Below are 23270 nucleotides of genomic sequence, written 5' to 3'. Positions count from 1 at the left end.
CTTACACCTTGCCAGTCACTTGCAGTTTCCTTTCATGCACCTTTTCATTTTCTGCACGATGTTCTTTAATGAGCAGTCCGCCTGCTAATCCAAATAGAGAAAAGATGACGGGAATCATAAAGCCATAATGGTAACCAATTTGGCTCCCGGCTGATTGAAAATGATCGATGATTTTCCCAAAAATACTTGGTAACAGGATCGCACTAATAAATCCGCCAGTATTTGCGAAGCCTGAAACAACCCCCACTTCTTTCAACGGAAAGGCATGGCGCACAAAGGCAAACGTTAAAGGGTTTGCTCCATTTCCAAAACCAATTATGAAAAAAAGAACAAATAATAAAACAACTGGCGGTTTGCCGCCAAACAATGGGAACGCAGCCCAACCTAAACACATGATCAAATGCATAACAACATATGGGAGCCTGATCGTCCCTAAACGATTGGTGACCCAACTGATTAGCAGGGAACCACTTATTGCCCCAATAAGACCCACCATGACAAGCTGACTTGCATTCGATCTTGTCATCTCATATACATGCATCCCATAGGGGACAGCCCATGAACCAATAAAGCCCACATATGTACCAACCACTCCAAAGTGACATAAAAAGGCAGCCCATGCCTTTCGATCTAAGAAAATCCGTCGCAGCAAATCAAACGTTTTTTCATGATTCTGCTTTTTCCCCACAGGCGTAATGACAGTATAGTTCTTTATAAACTTTTTTGGTTGTACGGCGATGACATAATATAGAAGGATTCCACAAAGAAAAATAATGATGCCCGTAATAAAGAAGGGTGGCCTCCAGCCCAGCATCATAATCCATGCTGAAAAAGGAACGCTTGCCAGTAAAAAACCAAGGCTTCCCATTATGCCAGCAAAGCCTATTAATCTGACAAACTCATTGACTTTAAACCATTGGCTTAAGATTAAAACCAAATTGATCCATATCGCTGCATCCCCTATACCGGCCAATAACCTTGCTAGTAAAAGGGCGTATTCATTCCAGGAAACACTATATAATAGTGTACCTAGCCCACTAATCATCGTTCCAAGAATGAGAAACAAATTGGGGCCGTAACGATCGGACAAAATGCCAATCGGAATTTGCAAAGCCGCATAGGCAAAAAATTGAACACTTGCCAGCAAACCAATCATGGATGCTGAAACATCAAATTCTTTCATTAATTTATCTGGAATTAATCCAGGGGCTGTTCGCTGACTGATAATCAAAAAATAGGCAAATAGAACAGTACCAAATACTACCCATCTAAACTTACTCTCTTGTTTTTCCAAAAAATTTCGTCTCCCTGTATTCTACTAAGGATAAATCCCATGTATAAAAATAAGCTTGAGTCAAAAACTCTAAACTTTTATAAATCTTAATTCAAAAACACTAACATTTGTAGTTTTTATTTTTCCTATGTCAAAAAAACAGTCTGCTACTTGAGTACTATAAACAAAAAAAAAACGGAATACAATGGGTACATCGCATTCCGGATTAAGAATTAGTAGTTATTGTGTGTTGACTGAAACAGTTCCCTTACCCGACTTTTTATTCCACTTAAAAACAATTACCCCAAGAACCATCAGGAAGATCCCTAAAATTTTATAATGTGTTAATGGCACTTTCTCAAATCCAAACCAGCCAAAAGAATCGATCAAAATGGCCAACGTAATCTGAGAGATGAGGACAATGGAAATGGAGTAGGCAGGACCTAATAGACTTATACCTTTCATAATGCAAAAGACTAGGACTACTCCTAGTAGACCACTAAAGAGGTATAGTTTATTTACTTTTCCAAAAGAAAATAACGATGTATGATCCATAACCATAAAGAATGGCAGAGAGGTCAAGAAGCCCAGGCCTAGAACCAGCGTGGTTGTTGCCCAGGAACCAAATTTTTCACTCACTCTAGTATTAAAGACAGTTTGCAGACTAATAAAAATGCCTGAAATTATAGCTAACAATATTCCTTGCATGGCAATTCCTCTCCGTTCTTATTCATGGATATGCCCATTTGCCCGTTCTCTAAGTCTCGGCAAATCTTTTATGGTGAGGGATCCTTTATTCCGTTCGATTATTCCCTCAAGGACTAGTTTCTGTATGACCCTATTTAAGTGTCGGTAGCTTGTTCCGATGAGAGCAGCTACCTCCGTCAGGTTAGTCGTCCTCATTTCCTTATGATAGATATTTCCTTCACCCTCTGATGATAAAGATAGCAAATAACTGGCTAAACGAGCTTCAACAGGCAGCAACAGGTTTAAACTGTTGGATTGGGATTCCGTGTATAATTTTTCCGTAATAATTTTTAATAAAAACTGTAGGAATTCAACTTGTTTCGCCTGCATGGTTCGCAAGACATCATAGGATACGCCAATCAGTTCACCATCCGAAACAGCCTCAACGGTATTTAATACGCTCATCCCGTTTACAAATTCCACATCCCCTATGATTGCAAGAGGTGTTTTGAAACGGACGATTAGTGTATTCCCTTCTGATGAGATGGCATACACTTTAAACTTCCCCTTCACCATAAAATACATAGAATGTAACTGATCACCTTTTGAACATAGGATTTCACCTTTACTGAACTGATGCAGTGTTAAATATTCCTTTACCTCATTTGAAAAAATAGATTCTAATTTATATTGGTCAAGATAACCAAGAAGCCGTGATTGTTCATGTATTTCTTTCATTTTTTTCACCTTTTATATTTTGCCTCTATTAAATTTGTCCATTGAGTAACGTTTTCCAATGGAATGGGTCATAGATCAACAGTATTATTTACTCTAGCTTATATTTTAAAAATAACGATTCCTACCATAATTAGTGCCATTCCTATTATTTGCTGCAAAGTAATGTTTAATTTCCGTACACCGAATAAACCTCTTATATCTATTATATATGCAAAAAGTAGCTGTGAAATTAACAGCGTCGCAATAGCAAATGACATCCCCAGCTTATTAATGGCCGTCATTTCTCCGATGACAATGATTACTCCAAACATTCCTCCCAGAAAATACACAAAGGGCACCTCGCGAAAGCCTCTTGATTTTCCATCTCTTACAAACAAAAAAATAATAAATGAAGCAATAAATCCAACGAGATGAACAATTGTTGTCGTATGCCACGGACTAAGTTCCTCAGACATTCTTGAATTAAAGACACCCTGCAAGGAGATAAACACCCCAGCCACAATTGAAAACAGGATTCCTTTCACCCATTTCACCCCCCATATTCTTCTCTTATTAAAATACAGGTGGGCTAAATAGAGAAAGGACATATGTCCCGAATGAAAAAAAGCGACTTTACCTCAAAGAATCGCCCTTTTGTTGAATTCAATGCTATATGTGTTGAATCCCTAATTTTTTTGTTGAATCACTATTCAATTTTGTTGAATCCTCTTAATTGTTCCTCCACATAAAAAAACAGAAGGAACTCCTCCTGTCTACTCTTCTTCAACGCTCACTTTTATGACAACATTACCTCGTTTATGCCCTTTTTCCACATATTTATGAGCTTCCACAATATCTTCAAATCTATAAGATCGATCAATCACGACTTTTAACTTTCCCGCTTCAGCAAGTTCACTTAGAAAATCAAGGGCCTCGGGAGTTTCAGGTGCATTTTGACTCAATATCACTCTTTTGCTGCTTGCTACCTTCGTCCAAACCATTCGAGCATCTGGCAAAGGTTCGGTAACATTTATATAGGTACCTTTATCTTTTAATAATTTGATACAGTCTTCGAACGAGCTCTTGTTTACTGCTTCAAAAATCACATCGTACGTCTCGCCTACAATTGAAATATCTTCTGTGGTGTAGTCAATGACCTGATCAGCGCCTAGTGATTTTACCAAGTCTACATTCGCAGCACTGCATACTCCTGAGACGGTTGCACCGTAATATTTGGCAAGCTGGACGGCATAGGTTCCTACACTGCCAGAGGCCCCATAGACCAGTACCTTTTGGCCACTTTCAATGTTGGCTTTTCTAAGAAAATGCAATGCGGTACGAGCTCCAATGGGAATAGCAGCTGCTTCCTCATGTGAAATATTGGACGGTTTTATGGAAATCGGCCCATCTTCAGGGAGACATATATATTCTGCATACGCTCCAAAACCCACTAGTGATGCTGCAAAAACCTGATCACCCTGCTTAAATCTTTTTACGGCTTTTCCAACGGATTCGACTTCTCCCGCCAATTCCATCCCCAATATCACTTTTTTAGGTTTTCTCATACCTAGTGACATGCGAGCAGGCAGCCACACTGACCTGGGAACCGTAAAACTCCGTGATCGAATATCTGCAGCTGTGACAGTCGTTGCCTTTATTTTTATCAATATTTCATGATCCTTAGGTGTTGGTTTTTCGATCTCTTTTAGGTGAAGAACATCAGGGGGACCGTACTTTTTATACACAATAGCCTTCATTCCTCGTCCTCCAATCCGTTTTGTTCTTTATTATCATACGAATGATACGGATAAATAGAACGAAGGTTTCAGACCCGTGCTAAAGAGAGAGTATAGGCAAATCAAGAGTCCATTCTCAGATACAAAAAACCATCATTTGAAAATCTCACACTCCTAGTGAGTCTTTGAGAAAGGAAGTTACATATTCGACCTCTGTGATTTTATGATTGCATTCACTGCTATCAGCGCAAATTAGATTGCCTATAGATCTATAATAATCTGGATTTTTCGCTTTTTTTGTTTTTGTTACGGTAGATAGATAAGTTACCTCTCCAAAACAATTACAGAAAGAACAATAATTTTTTTTGGTGGCTGGTGTGAAATTACATTCAATGCCGACCATTTTACCATCCAGCTCGTATACAATAAATTTTTTATTCAATCTTAGATCATTCCAACTTAAATAGGTCAGTTGGTGGTGGTCTATTTTTGATAAATCAGGTAGCTTTAATTTTTTTTGCTTTGGGAACATTTTTTTCAGTTGCTGCTCTGTTATGATTGGAAAGGGTATTAAAAAGTCCGAAAGAAGCTGAATATATCGCTCATACTCTTGATCGGTTTTCAGTTTAGAAAGATCCAGCATTTCCTGTTGATCCAATGATGCATTAGGAAAGAGATTCAAAATTTTGGCATTAGCAATATCAATCACAGCAGTCAAAACAGTTGGAGGTGCATTCTTTTTTGTGCTGTCCTTGATCAAAGAGATCTGTTTTTTTATAAAATTTAATTGTTCATTTTTAATAAATTTTTCGGTCATCATTTTTCTCTCCTATTTACGGCTATTAACACTTATTTTATCTAACAGAGTCAGCTTATAAAATGGAGAAAATAACTTAGAAACGTTTTTTACATAGGCTGTTAAACTCGTCTGTTGATTTCCGATCCAGGCACTTCGCTTTCCGTGGGTGTTTCGGCGAGCCTCCTCGGCGCTTGCGCCTGCGGGGTCTCTCCAGAACCGTAATCCCACAGGACATTGATTTTCTTCCTAGATTTCGCTCACGCACGAAGGAAATGCGTTAGCATTTTCGAGGAGTCTTCGTGCCTTCCTCTCCAATTAACATGGTATAAAAAATCAACAGTGCCGTTTAACATATCCTTTACATAAAAAAGCACCGATGACGGTGATCATCAGTGCTGTTCCACTACTTTTTATGTGAATAAACTATTTTCTTAATGGTTTCGGTTGAAAGGAAATGTTCCTTAGCTAGTTGTTCGATACTGCTGCCACTAAAAAAAGAATTTCTGATTGTGGCATTACGGTAATCAAGCAGCTTTCTCCCGCCACTCGAAGTCCCCCATTTCTGATGCTTCGTTTCAGGCTTCGGAATGTAAAGAGTTTCCCCTTGTACATACTTTTGGATTTCCAAAACTAGCTTTTCGGGTAAAACTTTATTTGCATTCATATATTTCAATTCTGCCAGCCCCTTATTTTGATTTTGAAAAAAATAAGGTGCAAAGCCTAATTAGTAGAAAAGCTGTTCAGCGATAATTTTAAATATTTCGCCCCATGCAAAGTATCGCCTTTCCATTAATAGGCTTTGCATGAGTGGAAGAAGTACCAGACAATCGATCATGATTCTCCATCTGTAAGCACCCCCTTTAATTTAATTATTATACCAAATTGTACTATTCGTTTGAACCGGTTAATACCGATAAATAACGACAAAAAAGACCTCCTAAAAGGTCTTCATGGAGCGAATTAATTTAAAAGCGTTAACACACTGAAAAAGTGCATAATGCTGCCGCCAATGACGAAAATGTGCCATACAGCATGGTGGAACTTGAATCCCCTCCAAATATAAAAAACAGATCCTAACGTATATAGCACTCCACCAATAATCAAAAACAGTAAACCATTAGGATGCATGTACTCGGATATAGGTTTCCAAGCAAAAACAATTAACCACCCCATTAATACGTATAACGCCGTGGATGTGAACAAAAATTTCTTCACAAAAAAGGATTTAAAAATGGTGCCACCGATGGCCATTCCCCAGACAATCCCAAAAATCGTCCAACCGATCCAGCCTTTAACAGCTATAAACATAAATGGAGTGTAGGACCCAGCAATAAAAAAATAGATTGAAGAATGGTCGAATATTTCAAATAGATTTTTCACTCTACTTCCTTCAGGGAAAGCATGCAAGAGTGTCGACGATGTATACATTAAGAACATGGTAGAACCAAATAAAGTGAAACTAACTATATGCCAAACATTACCGTATAACGAGGAAAATACAATTAGTAATACTAATGCTGCTATACTTAGAAGGGCACCTATTCCATGAGTAATGGAATTGGCAACTTCCTCACCTGTGCTAAAAGTATGTGTGTTAGCCATTTTAATGTCTCCTTTTGAAAATTGGTCCGATAGTATTTCTATTATTAAAATACCATACCGACAAACACAATTGGAAACTATACGGTTATTATATTAAGGTATATGCTGGAAATTAGATCCGCAATTATAATGAAAGAATGCAAGACTATAAATGGAAATTTACTTATGCTGCTTTAAACAGGGCAAAAGTGCTAGGTTATCATTCTGCCATTGGCTTAGGACATAATGATTATTATTCTAAGTTTGGTTTTAAACCTGCAAGCTTGTGGAACATTCGAGCTCCATTTAAGGTAAATAAAGAAAGCACAAGAACCGAATGCCCTTGTGCTTTTTTGCTACTTTTTAATAGGTATCCATATTTCACTATAATAATCCTCGGATGAAGGGTCAGCGTCGCTAGGGTAAACTTCCAACTCGGGTCCATCAGCATGCTGATATCCGGTTGCCGGAAACCACTCTGAAAAGATCCTTCCCCATGCTTTTTGTATGGTAACAGGCATGGCACCCTTTACTGGGAAAATCGCCCAGGTAGCAGAAGGAATTTGTCGTTCCTCCCAATCAGAAGGAATCTGATCAACATTCTTTTCTGCACAAATTAAATAAGTTAGATTTTCTTGTTCTTTATCAAAATCCATGCAAACTCCTATTAAACCCAGTGGGCCACAGTTTTTTGCAAGCTCACGTGAAAATCCATTCTGATTTGATTCAACCCAGAAAGCCGCTATATTTCGGTGATTTTCTCCACCAATTGTTGATGTGCGAATACTTTTTCCTACCACAGTAAAAGCATTTTTTTCGACAATCTTGTATTCCATTTCTACATCACCCTTTAACTGAATTTGAAAAGAGAGTCTCGGATATGCCTTCAAAATTTGACTGTTTTTTTTGGCATCAGAGGGATTAATTCCATGAATTCTCCGAAACGCTTTTGTAAAGGATTCTGGACTTTCATATCCATACTTCATGGCAACGTCAATCACCTTAGCCTTGGAATTAACCAATTCCTGTGCAGCTACTGTAATACGGCGATTTCGGATATATTCACTCACGGTATACCCCGTCAACATGTTAAACATTCGTTGGAAGTGAAATTTAGACATACACGCTGCAGCGGCAACATCGTCAATCAATAGATTGGTGTCTAAATTACTTTCCATATACTCGATGCTTTCCAGCATTCTTTGAAGCCCTTCCATGTGAACCTCTCTCCTTTCTACATTAAGTCTACTAACATTGATTCCATCTTTCCTGACAATCTGTGCACATTTATGACAGATCCTTTTTAAAGAAGTCATATTAATATAAAAGTAAGCTTAATATTCACTATTTTATCAAACTTTCTTGGTGACTAAGCTATAATAATATTCAGCAGTACGGGCTTTTATTAGCCCTTCATAACGACTGTGTTGCTTTCTTTTTTATCGATTCGGGCTTTATAAACCTTTCATAACGACCTTTTTACTTCCTCTTTTATCGGTACGGGCTTTATGAGCCTTTCATAACGACCGGGGTTGCTTTCTTTTTTATTGGTTCGGGCCTTATAAACCCTTCATAACGACCGGGTTGCTTCCTCTTTTATAGATTCGGGCTTTATAAACGTTTCATAACGACCTTTTTGCTGCCTCTTTTATCAGTGCGGGCTTTATGAGAACTTAGGCTCCCACCATTACCTTACTTATTATTTCCTAGCCAACAAAAAAAAAGAGCGCTTCCCATTATGAGTTACGCTCTCGAACTTACGTCATTATTTTTCTTTCCCCAATCTCCTTTAGACCGACACGAATAAACAGGAACACAACAACCCAGGAAGCAGCTGTTAAAAAGATGTGTCCAAAGGGAGACATACCAGGTATCGAAGTGTCCCATAGAGCATGCATGATGACCACTAAGAAAAACACACGCAAAAACTTAACATGAAAAAGCAGTTTTAGTTTAAATGGATGGTCCCCTTGCACTCGGCAGAAGGCCGCGCCAGTAAGAGCTGCCCAGGCTATATGCCCACCGGGAGCAAAAATTCCTCGAAATAGAATCGTGTTGTAGAGATTTGCGCCGTCACCGGAAAGCATGGCCCTAAGCGCATATCCGGCTGTCTCAAACGCCGCAAAGCCTGCTCCAACGGCGGCACCCATGAGAAGACCGTTTAGAATATATCTGTATTTTCGGTATCGTACAAAGGTAATGACGGTTATCGCTTTTGCCAGTTCCTCAGCAATGCCAATCGTAATCGGGTTTATATTGTTTTTCAAAATATCGAAAAAGACAAGTGCAGCTAACATGGAGAGAATACCGCCAATCAATACCACATAAATCACTCGATAAAAGGCAATATTTTGCGGAGCATTCATCTCCCAGAAAAAGATTAGTGTTGTAAATGGAACTGCAAACGAGCCAATAATAATAAGACCAGGGATAAAGTTCACATTCCCAAAATAGCTAACACCAATGTAAAATCCTGTGAATGCTAGAAGCGCAATGATGAACACCCTTGCAAAAAGCCAAGGTTTTGGCCAAGTTTCTTTCACTTCTGATATTTTTGGAGTTGTCAGGGCTGTTCCTACGATAAACAGACGTTCCGCTTCCAGTTCACTATGATTACGAAAAACACGCGAAAACACATTTTGAAACTTCGGCTCAATGGATCGTTCAAATTTTGGAACCATATCAACATAATGAGCAAATTCATAAAAATAACTGGTATCATCCTCTTCACCATTATTTTTATGAAACTTTTCACCGCAGTTTATGCAGAATTTTACTCCATCTGGATTGGTATAAACACATTGCGGGCATTTCAAAAAAACTCACTCCTCTAACAAGTAACTACCTTAAAAGAAGTATGCCCATTATTTGGTGAAATTCGCCGTTCATTTGTCTACTGCCGGTTAAAGTGGACTGCCCCTAATCCTCGGATATTCCCGTATAAAATAGTATTAAAAAACGAAAGATAATAGCAAAAAAGAGGCTTGCCGCATGGGAAAATTATTTATTCGTTTCATCATTAGTTTCGTTTTTTGTTTTAGTAGTATCCTTCCCATTTATTTCACTAACACCACAAACGCACAACAGAAACCTATTCCTTCCTATGCTAAATGGGGACGTCTGGCATTGACGAAAACGCAGGAAAGATACCCAAATGCTCAGATCATTGATTATCTCCATATTGGTAGAAGAAAGGGTAACCAAACATCAACGGAGAGATTTAAATTTTGGTTAAAAGATCGAAGAGAATTTGGGGTTTTTGTAAATATTGAATTTAACAATAAGACAGAAAAGGTTATTAATGTCACATTTAAGGAAACACCCAAATGATATAGAATTCTCTTGTCCCAAATCAAATTCCAGCAACCATCAATTTCAATATTCCTTGTGACAGGTTCCAATTGTTCATCTAACTTGTCAGCATATAAAAATATATATGCTCATATATTTATATCGTGTTCAAGGGATTGCTAAGAAGGAATAAATTAGATGGGGGAATTACATAGAATCATACAGACAAAGAAACTCAATACATTTTAAAAAACAAGAAAATATATGTACATAACAACATTAATCTATCATTTCATTTCGGGGATTCACTAAACTTACTTGCCCTAATTGGAGGAGTGTTTATGATTAAAACGATCTCCAAACAGTACAAGATATATAAGAAAACACAGAAGAAAAAGCCTCTCTCTAATTAATTTTTTAATCAATTAATTCAATAGGGACTTTTAATATGATATACGTTTAATTTATTCCAAATAGCTTTCCAATTCTTTTTTGCAAGACGGGTTTCGTATATTTCAATTCTTTCTTTCGTCTCTGTAAAAAAAGGAGTTGGTTTTACCTGTAAATTTACAACATCACTTATTCCACATGGAGCAGCCAAAATCACATTGTCCTTTTCATCTAATGTTACTCCTAATGCTGTGGCTGTTTCCGTAAATTTAGAAATAGCATCAACAGAAGATACATAGGGAGGCATATTGCTTTTTAGGTGCATTCTTGCTTCATTTTTTACTGACCATGGTGTGTTAGGCATGAGGGTTTTAAGCCTATCCTCCATTTTCTTTTCTTCTAATTCATCAATATGGGAAGGATTGAAATAGATTAAATCAATATCGGGTATTGGCGTGCGATCACTGAAATTATGAAGTGTGTCCCAAATTTTTGAACGAACAAAGCCCGCACAAACCCACCAATCCGGCAACTGTACTGCTTTTGCCGTTTTTAATATGTCCATCATCCAAGGATCTTCTGTTATTAAAGAAATAATGTCATCTTCATTCATCATAGAACATACTCCAAACTTATTTATATTATTGGTTTATTTACACTTGTTTGTTGATTTCCGCTCCAATCAACAGGGTGCTCCAACATAGCCATATTATTACTTATTGTTTATTCATAAATTCCCCTGGCTTCACCTTCTCCAATAATTCTATAATCCTCTTATTTTGCTCCACTTGAATTTCACTATTTCTTTTCATCTTATACACAGATACCAAAAGGAAGATCACTGCTATAGGCAATCCAATTACCACGAATAATGACATGTACCCCATTACACTGACCATAATATTTTCCTCGCCTTACTGTTTTTTTTACTATCAACTTATTCAAGAGTTATTAAGGAGAAATCTACCATCCAGAAACAACGCTGGTAATGATTTGTACAAACTGATAAATCAAAGTTCCTGCGAAAATAAGCAGCTTGATTGTTATAGACCGTCCTCCTCATTGACATAATGTTAAATTATACCATATCAATTCTAATATTTAAGGTACCTATTTTGAATAATTAAGAATATGAGATTCGGACCTTTTATAATTTCCCAAAGAAGACCTTATAAAAAAGGTAACGGATTTCCGTTACCTTTCACAAAACGTACATTCGGCTTTATTACATGGATTAATGGGCTACCCTAGCTTTCACTTCGTTTGAGGAATCACTAGCTTGCTTCTTCCAGAACAAGGTAATAACTATACCTAGAGATAGGATCACAGTCGCAAAATAGTAAGGGTAGTTAATATCAATATCAAATAAGATCCCTCCAAGAATGGGTCCACTTATGTTCGCTAAACTTGTAAACGTGGAGTTCATTCCACTAACAAAGCCTTGTTCGTTCCCGGCAATTCTTGAAAGGTATGAATTAACGGCTGGCAGGAATAAATCGAATCCAACAAAAACAAAAAAAGTAACCAGCAAAATAAAGAAATAGGAATGAACCACAGTCATTAAAAAGACAAGTATGGCTGATAATAGTAAGCAATATCGAATCAGCTTAATTTCACCCCACCATTTTGTAAGCCTATCAAATAAGATCACTTGCGATACTGCACCAAATATCCCACTGCCTGTGATCACAATGGCTATATCGGAAGGTGTAAATTGAAATTTATGGTCTACAAATAGGCTGAAGAATGATTCAAACGCGGCTAAACCAAATGTGGCAATAAAGATTAAGATAAACGCAAAGGAATATTTGGGGGCAGCAAGACGTTTAAAACCAATCTTACCACCCGTGCCTTGTTCATTACTGTCTTTTTCACGATTTGGCTCAGATAATAAAATAATAGAAAGTATACCCGCTATGGTGCCAAAGGCTCCTGCAAAATAAAATGGTATTCGTGTACCAAACTCTGCTAAAAACCCACCAATACCTGGACCAATAATAAATCCTGTACTGATTGCTGCTGACATATAGCCCAGTGCTTTTGGGCGGGTATCCAAATCGGTCATATCAACAATAAAAGCAGTAGCAGCAGGCATAATAAAGGCAGCGCTTATTCCTCCCAAAATTCGAGATATAAATAACATTTCGATTTCTTTTCCAATCCCAAATAATAATTCTGATAGTCCGAAGATAAATAAACCAATGACAATCATAATTTTCCTGCCGAATTGATCTACCGCTTTCCCTGCAAATGGTGAAACAATCAATTGAGCAATGGCAAACGCGGCTGTTAAATAACCAACTGTTGTTCCGGTTATCCCTAATTCATTCATCAGTGTAGGTAAGACCGGTATGACTAAACCAATTCCCAAAAATGAAATGAATAAATTCATTAGCAATAGCATTAAAGTGACTTTATTTTTCTTCATTTCACATTCTCCTTAATAAAACGACTTACGTTTTCAAACTCCATGTTATTGTATATAGTAACTATATAGTCAAGAGGGGAGACAGGGACAAATGAATAAAAAGGATCAAAAATTTCTCACTACTGGTGAATTTGCGAAACTTTGCAAAGTAAACAAACAAACCCTTTTTTATTACGACCAAATCGGGCTGTTGTCTCCAGTATTAAAGGATGAAAAAGGTTACCGTTATTATTCAATTCGCCAATTAGAGCTTTTCTTTGTTATTGATTTATTAAAGGAACTTGGTACGTCGTTGAACGATATTCAACAATATATGCAAAATAGATCACCTGAAAGTTTTTTGTCCTTAATGTACCAAAAGAAAGAAGAGGTTGTGAAAAAACGCCAGGAGATTGAGATGAAGGAAAAAATGATCGAGGCAAAAATCGCATTAATGGAGGAATCTTCGCAAATAGACTTTAATAAAATTACACTTGAAACATTACCAGAAGCAACACTCTATTTAAGTAGGAATATCGAAAATATAACCGATGAAGAATTTGTAGAGGTTGTTTCAGATTTTATTAATGAATTAAACGTTTCTCAGCTGGATACAGGATTTCCAATAGGCGTCATGACCAAACGGGAGCAAATATTAAAGGGAGATTTCACTAATTATAGCTATTTATATATAGAGCAGCCCCATCCAAAGGAAGGCTATCCGTACTTTCAAGATATTAAGGGAGATTTCCTCATTGGTTATCATATTGGCGATGATCACACCATCCATAAAACATATAAGCAGCTATTTGCTGAGTTGGAACGTTTAGATTTAACCCTTGGAGATTATGTTTTTGAAGAGTATATTTATGATACGGTTGTAATGCATTATAAAGAACAATACGTCACGAAGATAATGATACAAGTTGACCAACAAGGAAGTTAATTCTTGTATTGAAAGTCAACATCATCGGATGTTTGGATCCTTTCGAATCCCATAAATGTAGGTTTATTTTTGAATTCATCTAAATAAACAGGGCTAAGGTATCAAAAACTCTGCCTTAGCCCTATTTATCATCTATTGATTTTGCAGCCAATTCCTCAATATCCTATTCACAGATTCCTGTTCTTTCTAAAAAATACCCTGCAAAAAAGCATCGTTTAGGATCTGTGACAATGTTGTATTCAAGAGACATTATTTATGAGCAACTAAACATTCTTCTGTCTATTTATGACTCGATGTTTCAAATTAGGAAATACATCACGAATAGAAGCAATCTGAGTCGGATCAATTTCTGTTTTTATAACCGTTTCTTCCTCCCCTCCAGAAGCGACAACAATTCCCCATGGATCGACCACTTGGCTATGGCCACCTAAAAGGACGTCTTGAGTTGTGCCAACACAATTACTCGAAATTAAGAAACATTGGTTTTCTAATGCTCGAACAGCATTGAATAATTTCCAATGCTCCAATCTTCTATGGGGCCAAGCCGATGTAACCAGAAGCATTTCAGCTCCTAAATCGACTTCTGCACGATATAATTCAGGAAAACGCAAATCATAGCAAGTTGATAAGCCTACTATCCCAAAATCTGTATCTACTACAGTGATTTCATTCCCTCTCGTCAAAATTTGACCTTCTTTTGAACCGTACTGAAATAGATGCATTTTCCGATAGGTTCCTATAAGCTTCCCTTCCGGAGAAAAAAGAACACTAGTGTTGAAGTATTTCCCATTATTTCTTTCTATAAAGCTGCCTGCAAAAAGATAAGAGTGTATCTCCCTCGCCTTCGAGGAAAATCGCTGTACAAAATCCCCGTTTATCTCTTCTGATTCGTCCATATAACGATCAAATGAAAAGTACCCCGTTGCCCATGTTTCAGGTAAAATGATTAAATCTTGCCCTTTTAATTGGTCAATCATTGATTCAACACGATCAATTCGGTCATTTTTTGATTCGCTATCTTTTATCTCTACTTGTATTGAGGCAATTTTCATTTTTTCAACAACCCCTTCTTAGAATAATTTTTTGTCCTTTGTTGGAAGTGAGTAGCGATTTACCATTTGTAATGGCTCATCCATCATTTCTAAAATTAATTGGAAACTTTGAATTCATTTAGCTATCTATAAAAACTATTTTTGTCGTCTCTTTGTCCGTACTAAAATTGGATGGGCGGTCACTTCCGATGTCTTGCATATTAAAGCCCTTTGACTTTTTGGATGTAGAAACTTCGTCCATTTTTTTGAGATTGCTATTCTGCAGAATATAATAATCCCCATCCACTTGTATGTTTTCCGTCCAGCCTGAAGAGACAAGTAAATGATAATTAAATTTGGAGCCTTCAAAAAATCCCTGTTGATTCAGTTGCTCAAGTGCTGAAAAAAAACGATTGGCCTCGATTAATTTGTTATATTGGAGCCATTCATCTGATGTACTTTTACTGATATAGACTCTGTTTTCTCCCTCTGTCTCACATGAATAGCAATGGCTATATTGTAAAACGGTAAATTTATCATTAACTTTTTCTACTAATTCAAACTTAACTGAATAAATATGGTTATTTTTATCAAGAATCAATTGGAAATCCTCAATTTTTGTGCCCTTCTCAGAAATTTTTAATTCTTCACTAAACTTTTTCCAACTTTTTACACTATTTACAGAGTTAAAGTCGCTCTGTTTAAAGATAGGAACTTTTTTTATATGATTCTGTGAAAAGTATAGTACTACGATTATTGCCAATAAAGCAATTGAACCTGTAATCGACCATGTTTTTAATTTCAAACAGATCTCTCCTATTGCTACTTTTTTGATTTCACATATGTATTTAAATCTTTAATGACAAAGGAAGGCAGTTTATATAAAGTATTGGTATCATTCTCATTCATGATTGACCCGCTATCCGGACCAATTGACAAGGTATATTTGGAAACGCTCTGATCCTCGAAAGTTAGTGTAAGAAGATAATCGGGGACAGCCACATCAACGACGCCATTAATTTTTTTTGCTTTATGAATTGCTTCTATAAAAGTTTTAAGTTCTTTTCCATTTTTTTGATAATAAATGACATGTGGGTTATGAATTTCTTGCATGGAGTCACTTACTTTTGCCACCGAAATACTCGTAACTGCTTTTCCGTCTAAGGTGGCTTGCTGCTCATTACATCCGGTTAAAGAAAAAAAGATTAATAGTATTAATAGGATAGATTTTAATAATCGCAAATTCTCCCTCCTAGAATGGTTGTTTTACAGTTATTTGTAAATTATACCATGCGAGAAACGATAAAATATAAAAGCCTTTTTAAATAGAACGAAGTGTTGGAATAAGATGTGAAAAACAGGTATCCATTTAAGGTACCTGTTTTTTTGTCTGCGTTTTCGAGACGTGTTTGGGTTCCATACACGAGTCCGAGTGCTTTATCGACGCATTATTGGGTTTATCAACGCGTCTTCGGTTTTTATCGACGTGTTTTTGGGTTATATCTACGACCTTTTCATAGCTATCTACCAATCCGATTCGCGCATCCTCTTTATCCACGAATCCGCCTGCTTTATCGACACATTATTGGGTTTTATCAACGCATTTTCGGTTTTTATCGACGTGTTTTAGGGTTATATCTACGACTTTTTCATAGCTATCTACCAGTTCTGAGCCTGTATACTCTTTTATCCACGAGTCCGTCTGTTTTATCAACGCGTTTTCGGTTTTTATCAACGTGTTTTCGGATTTTATCCACGACTTTTTCTTTGATATCCACCAATTCCGAAACAAGTTTTCTACATGTTTGGAGGAGCTGTCAACTCCAACTGCTCTACGGCCCCTTATAATCCTGCAAAATATTCCCGCCGTCGACCACGAACAGCTGACCAGTAATATAAGAGGCTTGTTCCGATGCCAAGAATGCAATCATATGGCCCACTTCATCCGGACGTCCCGCCCTTCCGATCGGGGTATGCAGCGCGGCAATTTTTTCATGTTCCTGCTGGGAACCTGTTGCGATCCAGCCTGGGGCCACATTATTGATCGTGATGTTATGCTTGGCGACCTCAATGGCAATAGCTCGGCTCATCCCGACCATGGCGGCTTTTGCGGCACTGTAAGCAGATTCCCCCGGATAACTTACTAATGGTCCGGTGACTGAAGAAACATTGACAATTCTGCCGTATTCCTGTGTAATCATGTGCGGGATGACCTTTCGCGTTACGTTAAAACAAGTGGTCAGGTTTCGCGATATGCCCATATCCCATTCTTCCCCTTCAAGTTGAGCAAACTCGGTAAAGGTTTCGGGTGCCCCAACCTGTGTCATCCCAGCATTATTGACAAGAATATCAATCCGGCCAAACTCTGCTATAACTGTATCAATAAGTTCCTGAACTTGGGTTCGGTCCATTAAATCCGCAATAAACCCGCGAGCTTGCATGCCTTTCTGAATCAATTCATTTGCTCGCTCAAAAATTCGATCTGTAGTCGCGGTGATGGCTACTATCCCTCCAAGCTTTCCAATAATCTCCGCTGCAGAAAAACCAATGCCGGAAGGGCTTCCGGCACCAGTTACTAAACAAACTTTATCATCAAAACGGGTTAATGCATTCATTTTATATCTACTCCTTGTAAAGATTCGACGCTTTCACGGAATACCTTTGTATGATGATCAATATCTTCCACAGTTGTCTGAGAAGAGATTAAGGCCATGTTGTGGAACGGAGTCATTAAAATTCCCCGATTGAGAGCGAACAAATGCATGTATCGATCCAATTCATAGTCCGCAGCAACTGCTGCTTCCCCGCCATTTTTTGGCGGATTTTCTTTGAACCAGTACTCTGTCCGACAGCCGAGACGTTTTACAATCCAGGGAAGATTGTGTTCATTAATCACGGCCTCCACCCCATCACAGAATCGTTCAGCTAAGGCAATGTTTCTGTCGTAGGACTCTTGAGTCAAAACATTTTCCAAAGTAGCACGCATGGCTGCCATTGACAGGGCGTTGCCAGCAAGCGTTCCGCCAATACCGCCTACATCCGCTCCCTCTATGTCAATCGTACCACGCAACCTCTGGGCCAGTTCTTCACTGAAGCCGTAGACAGCTGTTGGGATTCCCGCGCCAATTGCTTTTCCAACCGTCAACATATCGGGTTTTAGACCATAGGTTCCCGTATAACCACCAGGCCCAGTACACATGGTATGGGTTTCATCATAAATCAGAATCGTACCTGTCCGGGCAGTAATTTCTCGCAAGGCCTCTAAGTAACCAGGATCAGGGTGAATAATCCCGATGTTCGTCATTGCCGGCTCAGCCAGAACGGCTGCCACATCACCAGGAGCCAAAGCCTTCTCAAGTGCTTCAATATCGTTAAATTCCACCACTTTAGTCGTTTGAGTGACGTCCGTTTGCGGACCAATATTCCCATGTCGCTGTACTGGGACCCCATCCTGTAAGGTAATGAAAGCCTCATCTACCGTTCCATGATAGCTGTAGTTGAAGACGAGAACATACTTCCTCTTGGTAATATGCCGAGCCAACCTTAAAGCAAAACGGTTTGCATCTGTTGCTGAAATAGCAACTTGCCAATATGGCAAACCAAAACGCCGGCCAAGTTCTTCTCCTACCCAGACAGCATCCTCCGTAGGAAGCATAAACGTAACACCCTGTTCAATTCTCTCTTTAATCGCTTCGATCGCACCCTCGGGGGCATGCCCCGTCATCGAGCCTGTATCACCCAAACAGAAGTCAATATAACGATGGCCGTCCACATCAGTAAAGTGAGCACCTTTACCCCCTTTTACAAATATCGGATAGCTGCCGGCCCATTTCACCATCCAGTTCATCGGCACCCCATCAATCAAGCTCCTCTTAGCGCGTTCGAATAGTTGTTTTGATGTTGGATGAGTGTCTTCAAATAGTTGGAGTTCTTTGTTTAATTGTTCTTTTAAATGATCTCTACTAATCATCTATACCATCTCCTTATAAGGTGATTGCCCATAAAAAGGAGAAAAACCTTTGTTTTTCTCCAAATGTATTAGCATTTTTCCAAAATGGGACCATAGGTGTCTGTTCGTCTATCCCGTAAAAATTGCAATAAGTTTCTGGCAAACTCAATTTCTTCTAAATTTACATCTTGAACAAGGATTCCTTCCTGCTCATCCATCGATTGAAGAATATCACCCATAGGATTGCTGACGAAGCTGCCGCCATAAAAACTCATTTCTTGTTCCTGCCCAACACGATTAACTGCAGCCACAAAGACTCCGTTATGAATGCCATGCGAGGAAATCGCCTTTGTCCAAGCTGCCTTAGTTGACAACTCCGGATGATCCGGCTCAGACCCGATGGCTGAAGGATAGAATAAGATATCGGCCCCCTTTAGAGTCAATATACGAGCAACTTCAGGGAACCATTCATCCCAGCAAATCCCGATTCCAATTTTCCCAAATTTCGTATCATATACAGGATATCCTGTATTTCCCGGAGTAAAATAATATTTCTCATGATATTGTGGGCCATCCGGAATATGATTTTTTCTAGTGGTACCCAAGTGCTTGCCCGTTTCATCAAATACGGCTGCACTATTAAAATAAACCCCTTTGGCAGCCCATTCGTAGAACGGAACAATCAGGACGATGCCAAGCTCTTTGGCAAGCTCCTGCATGGATGTAATGGCCCTATGATCATGTGGAATCGCCAATTGGTAGTTATCAACAGATACAGTTTGGGCAAAATATTGAGAATGATAGAGTTCCTGCAAGCAGACAATCTGTGCCCCCTGAGCGGCAGCCTCTCTTACTTTTGCTATGGATTTTTCAATATTCACTTCAATTCTTTCATCACACGTCATTTGAATTAATCCAATGTTCACTTTGCTCATTTTGCAACCTCCTCTGCGATCTCATGCACGACTTTCCCATCCACCATTGTAAAAATAACCTTCGCCTCTTTAATGTCTTCATGTGGTACATCAAACAAATTCCGGTCAAGGACAATGATGTCTGCCAGCTTTCCGGCTTCAATGGTTCCTAGGTCATGTTCACGAAATGATCCATAGGCAGGTGCTGCAGTATTGGCAAGAAGAGCCTCCTTCAAGGAAATACGTTCCTTGCCATCCCACACCACTCCTGCATCATCCATTCTTGTTACGGCACGATAAATCCCAGGCAGCGGATCCAATTTCACCACCGGATAATCTGTCCCGAATACCACATTGGTCCCGTGATCGAGCATCGTCTTTAGTAAATAATTATTCTTCATGCGCTCGGGCCCGATTAAATCTTCATAAACATCTCGGGTCGTGACATTGATGTGCTCTGGCTGTACAGAGGCAATGACTCCCAACTCATTAAATCGTTGAATATCACTTGAATGTATCATTTCTACATGCTCAATCGTGTGGCGGGAGTCTCTTACCCCATTTTCTTTTTGTGCCGCCTCAAATACATCCAGGGCCAATTGAACAGCTCCATCACCGATGCAATGGAATCTGACCCGGAAGCCTGCTTGATCAGCTTCCATTGTCCATTTTTTAATCTCTTCTTCGGGGAAAACTGTACTGCCCTTTGTCGATAGATTATTAGAATAGGGCTCAAGTAAATAGGCGGTATAACTAGTGGTCACTCCATCCAAAAACTGTTTAAACCCGCAAAATTGAACCATGTTACTTTTATAGGTTTCACTTAAACTCTTAGCCTGTTCAAGATCACCATTTAATGGCGTCACAAAATGAACCCTTGTTGTCAGTTTTCCACTTTTTTCATAATCGGCATAAAGCTCTGCTTCTTCCGTGCTCATTTCCGGAATTCTCAATAAATCATGAACGGAGGTAACCCCGCATTTGGCAGCTTCTTCTAAAAAGTTATCGAGCAATTTCTCCTTTATTTCTAAAGTTATTGGTAGAACTTTTGTTACCAATCCGAGCGCATGCTCCAATAAAAGTCCCGTTGGTTCCCCATTTTCATCTTTTACGATTTCTCCATATGGTGGATTGGGTGTATCCCTGTCAATCCCAGCTAATTCAAGGGCCTTTGAATTTACCCAGGCACTATGAAATTCAGCCTGGTATAACAGCACAGGTCGGTCGGGTATCACTTCGTCCAGGTAAGATTTGTGAGGCTCTCCTTCTTCCCATTGATTCTTCTCCCAGCTGCATCCGATGACAAAAGGATCATCTTTCTTCGTTTCTGCATATTCCTTTACCATTCGAGCGGCATCCTTTGCCGAGCTGGCTAAATGGAGGCGGACGCTATCATTTAACAACCCACCCATTAACAAATGGATATGAAAGTCATGGAACCCTGGTATAATTAATTCATCGCCAAAATGATAAACCTTTGTATGAGCACCAACAAATGGCGAGAAATCCCCTTTTTCAATTACTTCCATAATTCTATTTTCCTTGATGATAATCGACGCTGGCACTGGAGTGTCATACGTGCCGGTAAAAATTTTGTTGCCACTAATAATTACATCTGCTGCAAATGTCATTAGAATCACTCCTTACACGGTTACATCTTTTCCGCTATCTTCTGTAAAATCAATTTGTGGCGGCTGCACGCGAAAAAACTTTGTTTTAAAGGCCAGATAAGCAAGTCCGATCGCCGTCCACATTCCTCCTAATATCATCGATTTACTGTCTAAATCACTCCATAATTTGATGGAAATAAGCGCACCAATCAACGGAAGCAATAAGTATAAAATGAACCCTTTAAAGCCCCGCTGCTTTCCTTTGAAAAAGTAATGAGAAATCACACTTAGATTCACAAAGGTAAAGGCAATTAACGCTCCGAAATTAATAAAGGAAGTGATGGTCACTAGGTCTGTAAATAAAGCGGCAAGCGCAAAAAAGCCAACTAATAGAATATTGTTTACAGGTGTTCTGAATTTTGGGTGAATATAAGCAAAGAACTTCTTCGGGATGACCGAATCCCTGCCCATTGCAAAGAGAATTCTTGAAACACTGGCATGTGATGCGGTAGCAGAGGTAAAGCAGCAAACAACCATTGCTGCTACAAACATGGCATTAAAAAAGTTGCCTCCGATCATTTTGGCTACTTCAATCGCGGCAGTATCAAGATTTTTATAGGAGGTAAAGTCTGGATGAATGAGGTGAGCAAGGTAAGAGATAAAAATAAAACAGACACCGGCGAAGATTGTAACAAACATAATCGCTCTTGGAATCGTTCTCTCCGGTTTAATCGTCTCTTCTGAAAAGGTTGTTAAGGCGTCAAACCCCAAGAAGGATAAGCAAAGGATGGATGCGCCTGAAAAAATAGTGACGAGTGAGGTTTGATCTGACATAAATGGTGTGAGTGAAAAAACAGTTCCTTGACCTGTTCCACCAAGGAGGCTCTTTACACTCAGGATGACAAAGAAGATGAGTACAAGGTACTGAAAACCCAGAAGAATCATGTTCATGGTAACCGTAACCTTCATCCCTACCACATTAAAGATAGTGACCAGAATAATCATCCCAACAATCCAGACACTAAATGGGACGGAAGGAAAATACTCTGTTAAATACAAGGCTAAAATCAGAAAATTAATCATTGGAATAAACAGATAATCCATTAAGATCGCCCAGCCTACCATGAATCCCAGGTGAGAGCTAATTGACTTTTGGGTGTAAGAATAGGCCGAACCGGCAATTGGATACGCCTTCCCCATTCGCCCATAACTGTAGGCCGTAAAAAGCATGGCAATTAGGGCAACTATGTAAGCTGACGGTGTTGCTCCTTTTGATATTGATTCAACAATTCCAAACGTTGAAAAGATTGTCAATGGTGCCATGTACGCAAGTCCCAGCAATACTAGGTGAAAGAAATTTAACGATCTTTTTAATTGTACTGTTTTTTCCATTTATCATGCCCCCTTTGTTATGAAGAATTGCAAGATTAATGCCAAATTGCATAAACAGGATAAAAAGCTGATTATTCAGAAAACACGGAGTACATAAGTAGATTTATTATGCATTTTTGAATACTTTATGTATTTTTGCATATTTTCATTGTGCAAACATAATTAAACTATTGAAACGGTTCTTTATCAGGGTGATAGACTACTTGAAATAGATCTATCAGCGCGACTTTGAATGACATTATTTCATCAGGATCTTTGGAAACTGGTCTTCATCCAGACTATGAAAGACATTTCTCAATAAGACTCCTTGAAATCTGGCTTTCATCCAGGCTATGAAAGACATTTCTCGATCGAACTCCTAAAAATTTGGCTTTCATCATAGCTATGAAAGACATTTTTTAATCAGACTCCTTGAAATCTGGCTTTCATCAAAGCTATGAAAGACATTATTCAATCAGACTCCTAAAAATTTGGCTTTCATCAAAGCTATGAATGACATTTCTCGATCAGACTCCTTGAAATCTGGCTTTCATCAGGGCTTAGAAAG

The 23270-nt window shown here is 38.6% G+C and carries 23 protein-coding genes and 1 pseudogene; 3 read left to right on the top strand and 21 right to left on the bottom strand.

The features are described 5' to 3' along the window. Position 1: 1 nt before the first annotated feature. The 8 genes from ACI3K6_RS16320 to trhA all read right to left on the bottom strand — a co-directional run bounded on the left by ACI3K6_RS16320 (position 2) and on the right by trhA (position 6814). Positions 2-1294, bottom strand: a complete 1293-nt coding sequence (locus tag ACI3K6_RS16320; RefSeq protein ID WP_435555653.1) for an MFS transporter — start codon at positions 1292-1294, stop codon at positions 2-4. A gap of 219 nt (positions 1295-1513) precedes the next feature. Further along, the gene (locus ACI3K6_RS16315; RefSeq protein WP_435555652.1) at positions 1514-1981 is read right to left on the bottom strand and encodes a DMT family transporter; all 468 of its coding nucleotides are present in this window, start codon (positions 1979-1981) and stop codon (positions 1514-1516) included. An 18-nt stretch (positions 1982-1999) separates the two neighbouring features. After that, a complete protein-coding gene (locus ACI3K6_RS16310; RefSeq protein ID WP_435555651.1) occupies positions 2000-2698 on the bottom strand; it encodes a Crp/Fnr family transcriptional regulator in 699 nt (232 codons plus the stop codon). Between the two features lie 98 nt (positions 2699-2796). Further along, positions 2797-3222, bottom strand: a complete 426-nt coding sequence (locus tag ACI3K6_RS16305; protein WP_335474761.1) for a DMT family transporter — start codon at positions 3220-3222, stop codon at positions 2797-2799. Between the two features lie 228 nt (positions 3223-3450). After that, complete coding sequence (locus tag ACI3K6_RS16300) at positions 3451-4434, bottom strand: NAD(P)-dependent alcohol dehydrogenase (RefSeq protein WP_435555650.1); 984 nt, start codon at positions 4432-4434, stop codon at positions 3451-3453. A 145-nt stretch (positions 4435-4579) separates the two neighbouring features. Then, on the bottom strand, positions 4580-5230 hold the full coding sequence (locus tag ACI3K6_RS16295; RefSeq protein WP_435555649.1) for a FusB/FusC family EF-G-binding protein: 651 nt from the start codon (positions 5228-5230) through the stop codon (positions 4580-4582). A 385-nt stretch (positions 5231-5615) separates the two neighbouring features. Further along, positions 5616-5885: a CD3324 family protein gene (locus ACI3K6_RS16290; RefSeq protein ID WP_335474754.1), complete on the bottom strand. Its 270-nt coding sequence runs from the start codon at positions 5883-5885 to the stop codon at positions 5616-5618. Between the two features lie 287 nt (positions 5886-6172). Next, positions 6173-6814, bottom strand: a complete 642-nt coding sequence (gene trhA / locus ACI3K6_RS16285; RefSeq protein WP_335474752.1) for a PAQR family membrane homeostasis protein TrhA — start codon at positions 6812-6814, stop codon at positions 6173-6175. A 164-nt stretch (positions 6815-6978) separates the two neighbouring features. Between trhA and ACI3K6_RS16280 the strand changes: the two are divergent. Further along, positions 6979-7116 (top strand): annotated as a pseudogene (locus ACI3K6_RS16280) (GNAT family N-acetyltransferase); the annotation flags it as partial. A 33-nt stretch (positions 7117-7149) separates the two neighbouring features. On the opposite strand, the gene ACI3K6_RS16275 reads toward ACI3K6_RS16280, so the two are convergent. Further along, positions 7150-8010, bottom strand: a complete 861-nt coding sequence (locus tag ACI3K6_RS16275; protein ID WP_435555648.1) for an AraC family transcriptional regulator — start codon at positions 8008-8010, stop codon at positions 7150-7152. A gap of 540 nt (positions 8011-8550) precedes the next feature. After that, on the bottom strand, positions 8551-9609 hold the full coding sequence (locus ACI3K6_RS16270) for a PrsW family intramembrane metalloprotease (RefSeq protein WP_335474748.1): 1059 nt from the start codon (positions 9607-9609) through the stop codon (positions 8551-8553). Between the two features lie 175 nt (positions 9610-9784). On the opposite strand from ACI3K6_RS16270, the gene ACI3K6_RS16265 reads away from it, so the two are divergent. Continuing rightward, the gene (locus ACI3K6_RS16265) at positions 9785-10123 is read left to right on the top strand and encodes a YqzG/YhdC family protein (protein WP_435555647.1); all 339 of its coding nucleotides are present in this window, start codon (positions 9785-9787) and stop codon (positions 10121-10123) included. 391 nt (positions 10124-10514) lie between these two features. On the opposite strand, the gene ACI3K6_RS16260 is transcribed toward ACI3K6_RS16265, so the two are convergent. From ACI3K6_RS16260 to ACI3K6_RS16250, 3 genes are all read right to left on the bottom strand, one after another. Further along, a complete protein-coding gene (locus tag ACI3K6_RS16260; protein WP_435555646.1) occupies positions 10515-11090 on the bottom strand; it encodes a nucleotidyltransferase family protein in 576 nt (191 codons plus the stop codon). A gap of 100 nt (positions 11091-11190) precedes the next feature. After that, a complete protein-coding gene (locus ACI3K6_RS16255) occupies positions 11191-11373 on the bottom strand; it encodes a hypothetical protein (RefSeq protein ID WP_435555645.1) in 183 nt (60 codons plus the stop codon). Between the two features lie 335 nt (positions 11374-11708). After that, positions 11709-12902: an MFS transporter gene (locus tag ACI3K6_RS16250; RefSeq protein ID WP_435555644.1), complete on the bottom strand. Its 1194-nt coding sequence runs from the start codon at positions 12900-12902 to the stop codon at positions 11709-11711. A gap of 91 nt (positions 12903-12993) precedes the next feature. Here ACI3K6_RS16250 and ACI3K6_RS16245 point away from each other — a divergent pair, with 91 nt between their 5' ends. Beyond that, entirely contained in the window at positions 12994-13827 is an 834-nt protein-coding gene (locus tag ACI3K6_RS16245) for a MerR family transcriptional regulator (protein WP_435555643.1), read from the top strand. Between the two features lie 263 nt (positions 13828-14090). Here the strand turns inward: ACI3K6_RS16245 and ACI3K6_RS16240 are convergent, their stop codons facing one another. The 8 genes from ACI3K6_RS16240 to ACI3K6_RS16205 form a co-directional block, all read right to left on the bottom strand. Continuing rightward, entirely contained in the window at positions 14091-14879 is a 789-nt protein-coding gene (locus tag ACI3K6_RS16240) for a carbon-nitrogen family hydrolase (protein ID WP_435555642.1), read from the bottom strand. 118 nt (positions 14880-14997) lie between these two features. Then, complete coding sequence (locus ACI3K6_RS16235) at positions 14998-15663, bottom strand: hypothetical protein (protein WP_435555641.1); 666 nt, start codon at positions 15661-15663, stop codon at positions 14998-15000. Between the two features lie 17 nt (positions 15664-15680). Next, positions 15681-16100, bottom strand: coding sequence for a YhfM domain-containing protein (locus tag ACI3K6_RS16230; protein WP_435555640.1), 420 nt, complete (start codon positions 16098-16100; stop codon positions 15681-15683). Positions 16101-16690: 590 nt separating this feature from the next. Continuing rightward, on the bottom strand, positions 16691-17473 hold the full coding sequence (locus ACI3K6_RS16225) for an SDR family NAD(P)-dependent oxidoreductase (protein ID WP_335474714.1): 783 nt from the start codon (positions 17471-17473) through the stop codon (positions 16691-16693). Next, entirely contained in the window at positions 17470-18828 is a 1359-nt protein-coding gene (locus ACI3K6_RS16220; RefSeq protein WP_335474712.1) for an aspartate aminotransferase family protein, read from the bottom strand. The genes ACI3K6_RS16225 and ACI3K6_RS16220 overlap by 4 nt, the downstream gene beginning before the upstream one ends. Before the next feature lie 68 nt (positions 18829-18896). After that, on the bottom strand, positions 18897-19742 hold the full coding sequence (locus ACI3K6_RS16215) for a carbon-nitrogen hydrolase (RefSeq protein ID WP_435555639.1): 846 nt from the start codon (positions 19740-19742) through the stop codon (positions 18897-18899). Beyond that, positions 19739-21352, bottom strand: a complete 1614-nt coding sequence (locus ACI3K6_RS16210) for an amidohydrolase (protein ID WP_435555638.1) — start codon at positions 21350-21352, stop codon at positions 19739-19741. Before ACI3K6_RS16210 ends, ACI3K6_RS16215 begins: the two co-directional genes overlap by 4 nt. A 12-nt stretch (positions 21353-21364) precedes the next feature. Then, on the bottom strand, positions 21365-22723 hold the full coding sequence (locus ACI3K6_RS16205) for an APC family permease (protein ID WP_435555637.1): 1359 nt from the start codon (positions 22721-22723) through the stop codon (positions 21365-21367). Between the last annotated feature and the right edge of the window lie 547 nt (positions 22724-23270).

It is taken from the genome of Neobacillus solisequens, assembly GCF_051233465.1.
Taxonomy (GTDB): Bacteria; Bacillota; Bacilli; order Bacillales; family Cytobacillaceae; genus Neobacillus.
The sequence above is the reverse complement of the archived record's forward strand: the minus strand, read 5'-3'. Positions and strand labels throughout refer to the sequence as shown.

What these genes read in the sequence shown, in the direction of transcription:
- ACI3K6_RS16210 (WP_435555638.1), bottom strand. Translation starts at nt 21,352, where the DNA reads ATGACATTTGCAGCAGATGTAATTATTAGTGGCAACAAAATTTTTACC.
- ACI3K6_RS16220 (WP_335474712.1), bottom strand. Translation starts at nt 18,828, where the DNA reads ATGATTAGTAGAGATCATTTAAAAGAACAATTAAACAAAGAACTCCAA.
- ACI3K6_RS16205 (WP_435555637.1), bottom strand. Translation starts at nt 22,723, where the DNA reads ATGGAAAAAACAGTACAATTAAAAAGATCGTTAAATTTCTTTCACCTA.
- ACI3K6_RS16265 (WP_435555647.1), top strand. Translation starts at nt 9,785, where the DNA reads ATGGGAAAATTATTTATTCGTTTCATCATTAGTTTCGTTTTTTGTTTT.
- ACI3K6_RS16295 (WP_435555649.1), bottom strand. Translation starts at nt 5,230, where the DNA reads ATGACCGAAAAATTTATTAAAAATGAACAATTAAATTTTATAAAAAAA.
- ACI3K6_RS16315 (WP_435555652.1), bottom strand. Translation starts at nt 1,981, where the DNA reads ATGCAAGGAATATTGTTAGCTATAATTTCAGGCATTTTTATTAGTCTG.
- ACI3K6_RS16300 (WP_435555650.1), bottom strand. Translation starts at nt 4,434, where the DNA reads ATGAAGGCTATTGTGTATAAAAAGTACGGTCCCCCTGATGTTCTTCAC.
- ACI3K6_RS16310 (WP_435555651.1), bottom strand. Translation starts at nt 2,698, where the DNA reads ATGAAAGAAATACATGAACAATCACGGCTTCTTGGTTATCTTGACCAA.
- ACI3K6_RS16275 (WP_435555648.1), bottom strand. Translation starts at nt 8,010, where the DNA reads ATGGAAGGGCTTCAAAGAATGCTGGAAAGCATCGAGTATATGGAAAGT.
- ACI3K6_RS16240 (WP_435555642.1), bottom strand. Translation starts at nt 14,879, where the DNA reads ATGAAAATTGCCTCAATACAAGTAGAGATAAAAGATAGCGAATCAAAA.
- ACI3K6_RS16245 (WP_435555643.1), top strand. Translation starts at nt 12,994, where the DNA reads ATGAATAAAAAGGATCAAAAATTTCTCACTACTGGTGAATTTGCGAAA.
- ACI3K6_RS16215 (WP_435555639.1), bottom strand. Translation starts at nt 19,742, where the DNA reads ATGAGCAAAGTGAACATTGGATTAATTCAAATGACGTGTGATGAAAGA.
- ACI3K6_RS16255 (WP_435555645.1), bottom strand. Translation starts at nt 11,373, where the DNA reads ATGGTCAGTGTAATGGGGTACATGTCATTATTCGTGGTAATTGGATTG.
- ACI3K6_RS16225 (WP_335474714.1), bottom strand. Translation starts at nt 17,473, where the DNA reads ATGAATGCATTAACCCGTTTTGATGATAAAGTTTGTTTAGTAACTGGT.
- ACI3K6_RS16260 (WP_435555646.1), bottom strand. Translation starts at nt 11,090, where the DNA reads ATGATGAATGAAGATGACATTATTTCTTTAATAACAGAAGATCCTTGG.
- trhA (WP_335474752.1), bottom strand. Translation starts at nt 6,814, where the DNA reads ATGGCTAACACACATACTTTTAGCACAGGTGAGGAAGTTGCCAATTCC.
- ACI3K6_RS16250 (WP_435555644.1), bottom strand. Translation starts at nt 12,902, where the DNA reads ATGAAGAAAAATAAAGTCACTTTAATGCTATTGCTAATGAATTTATTC.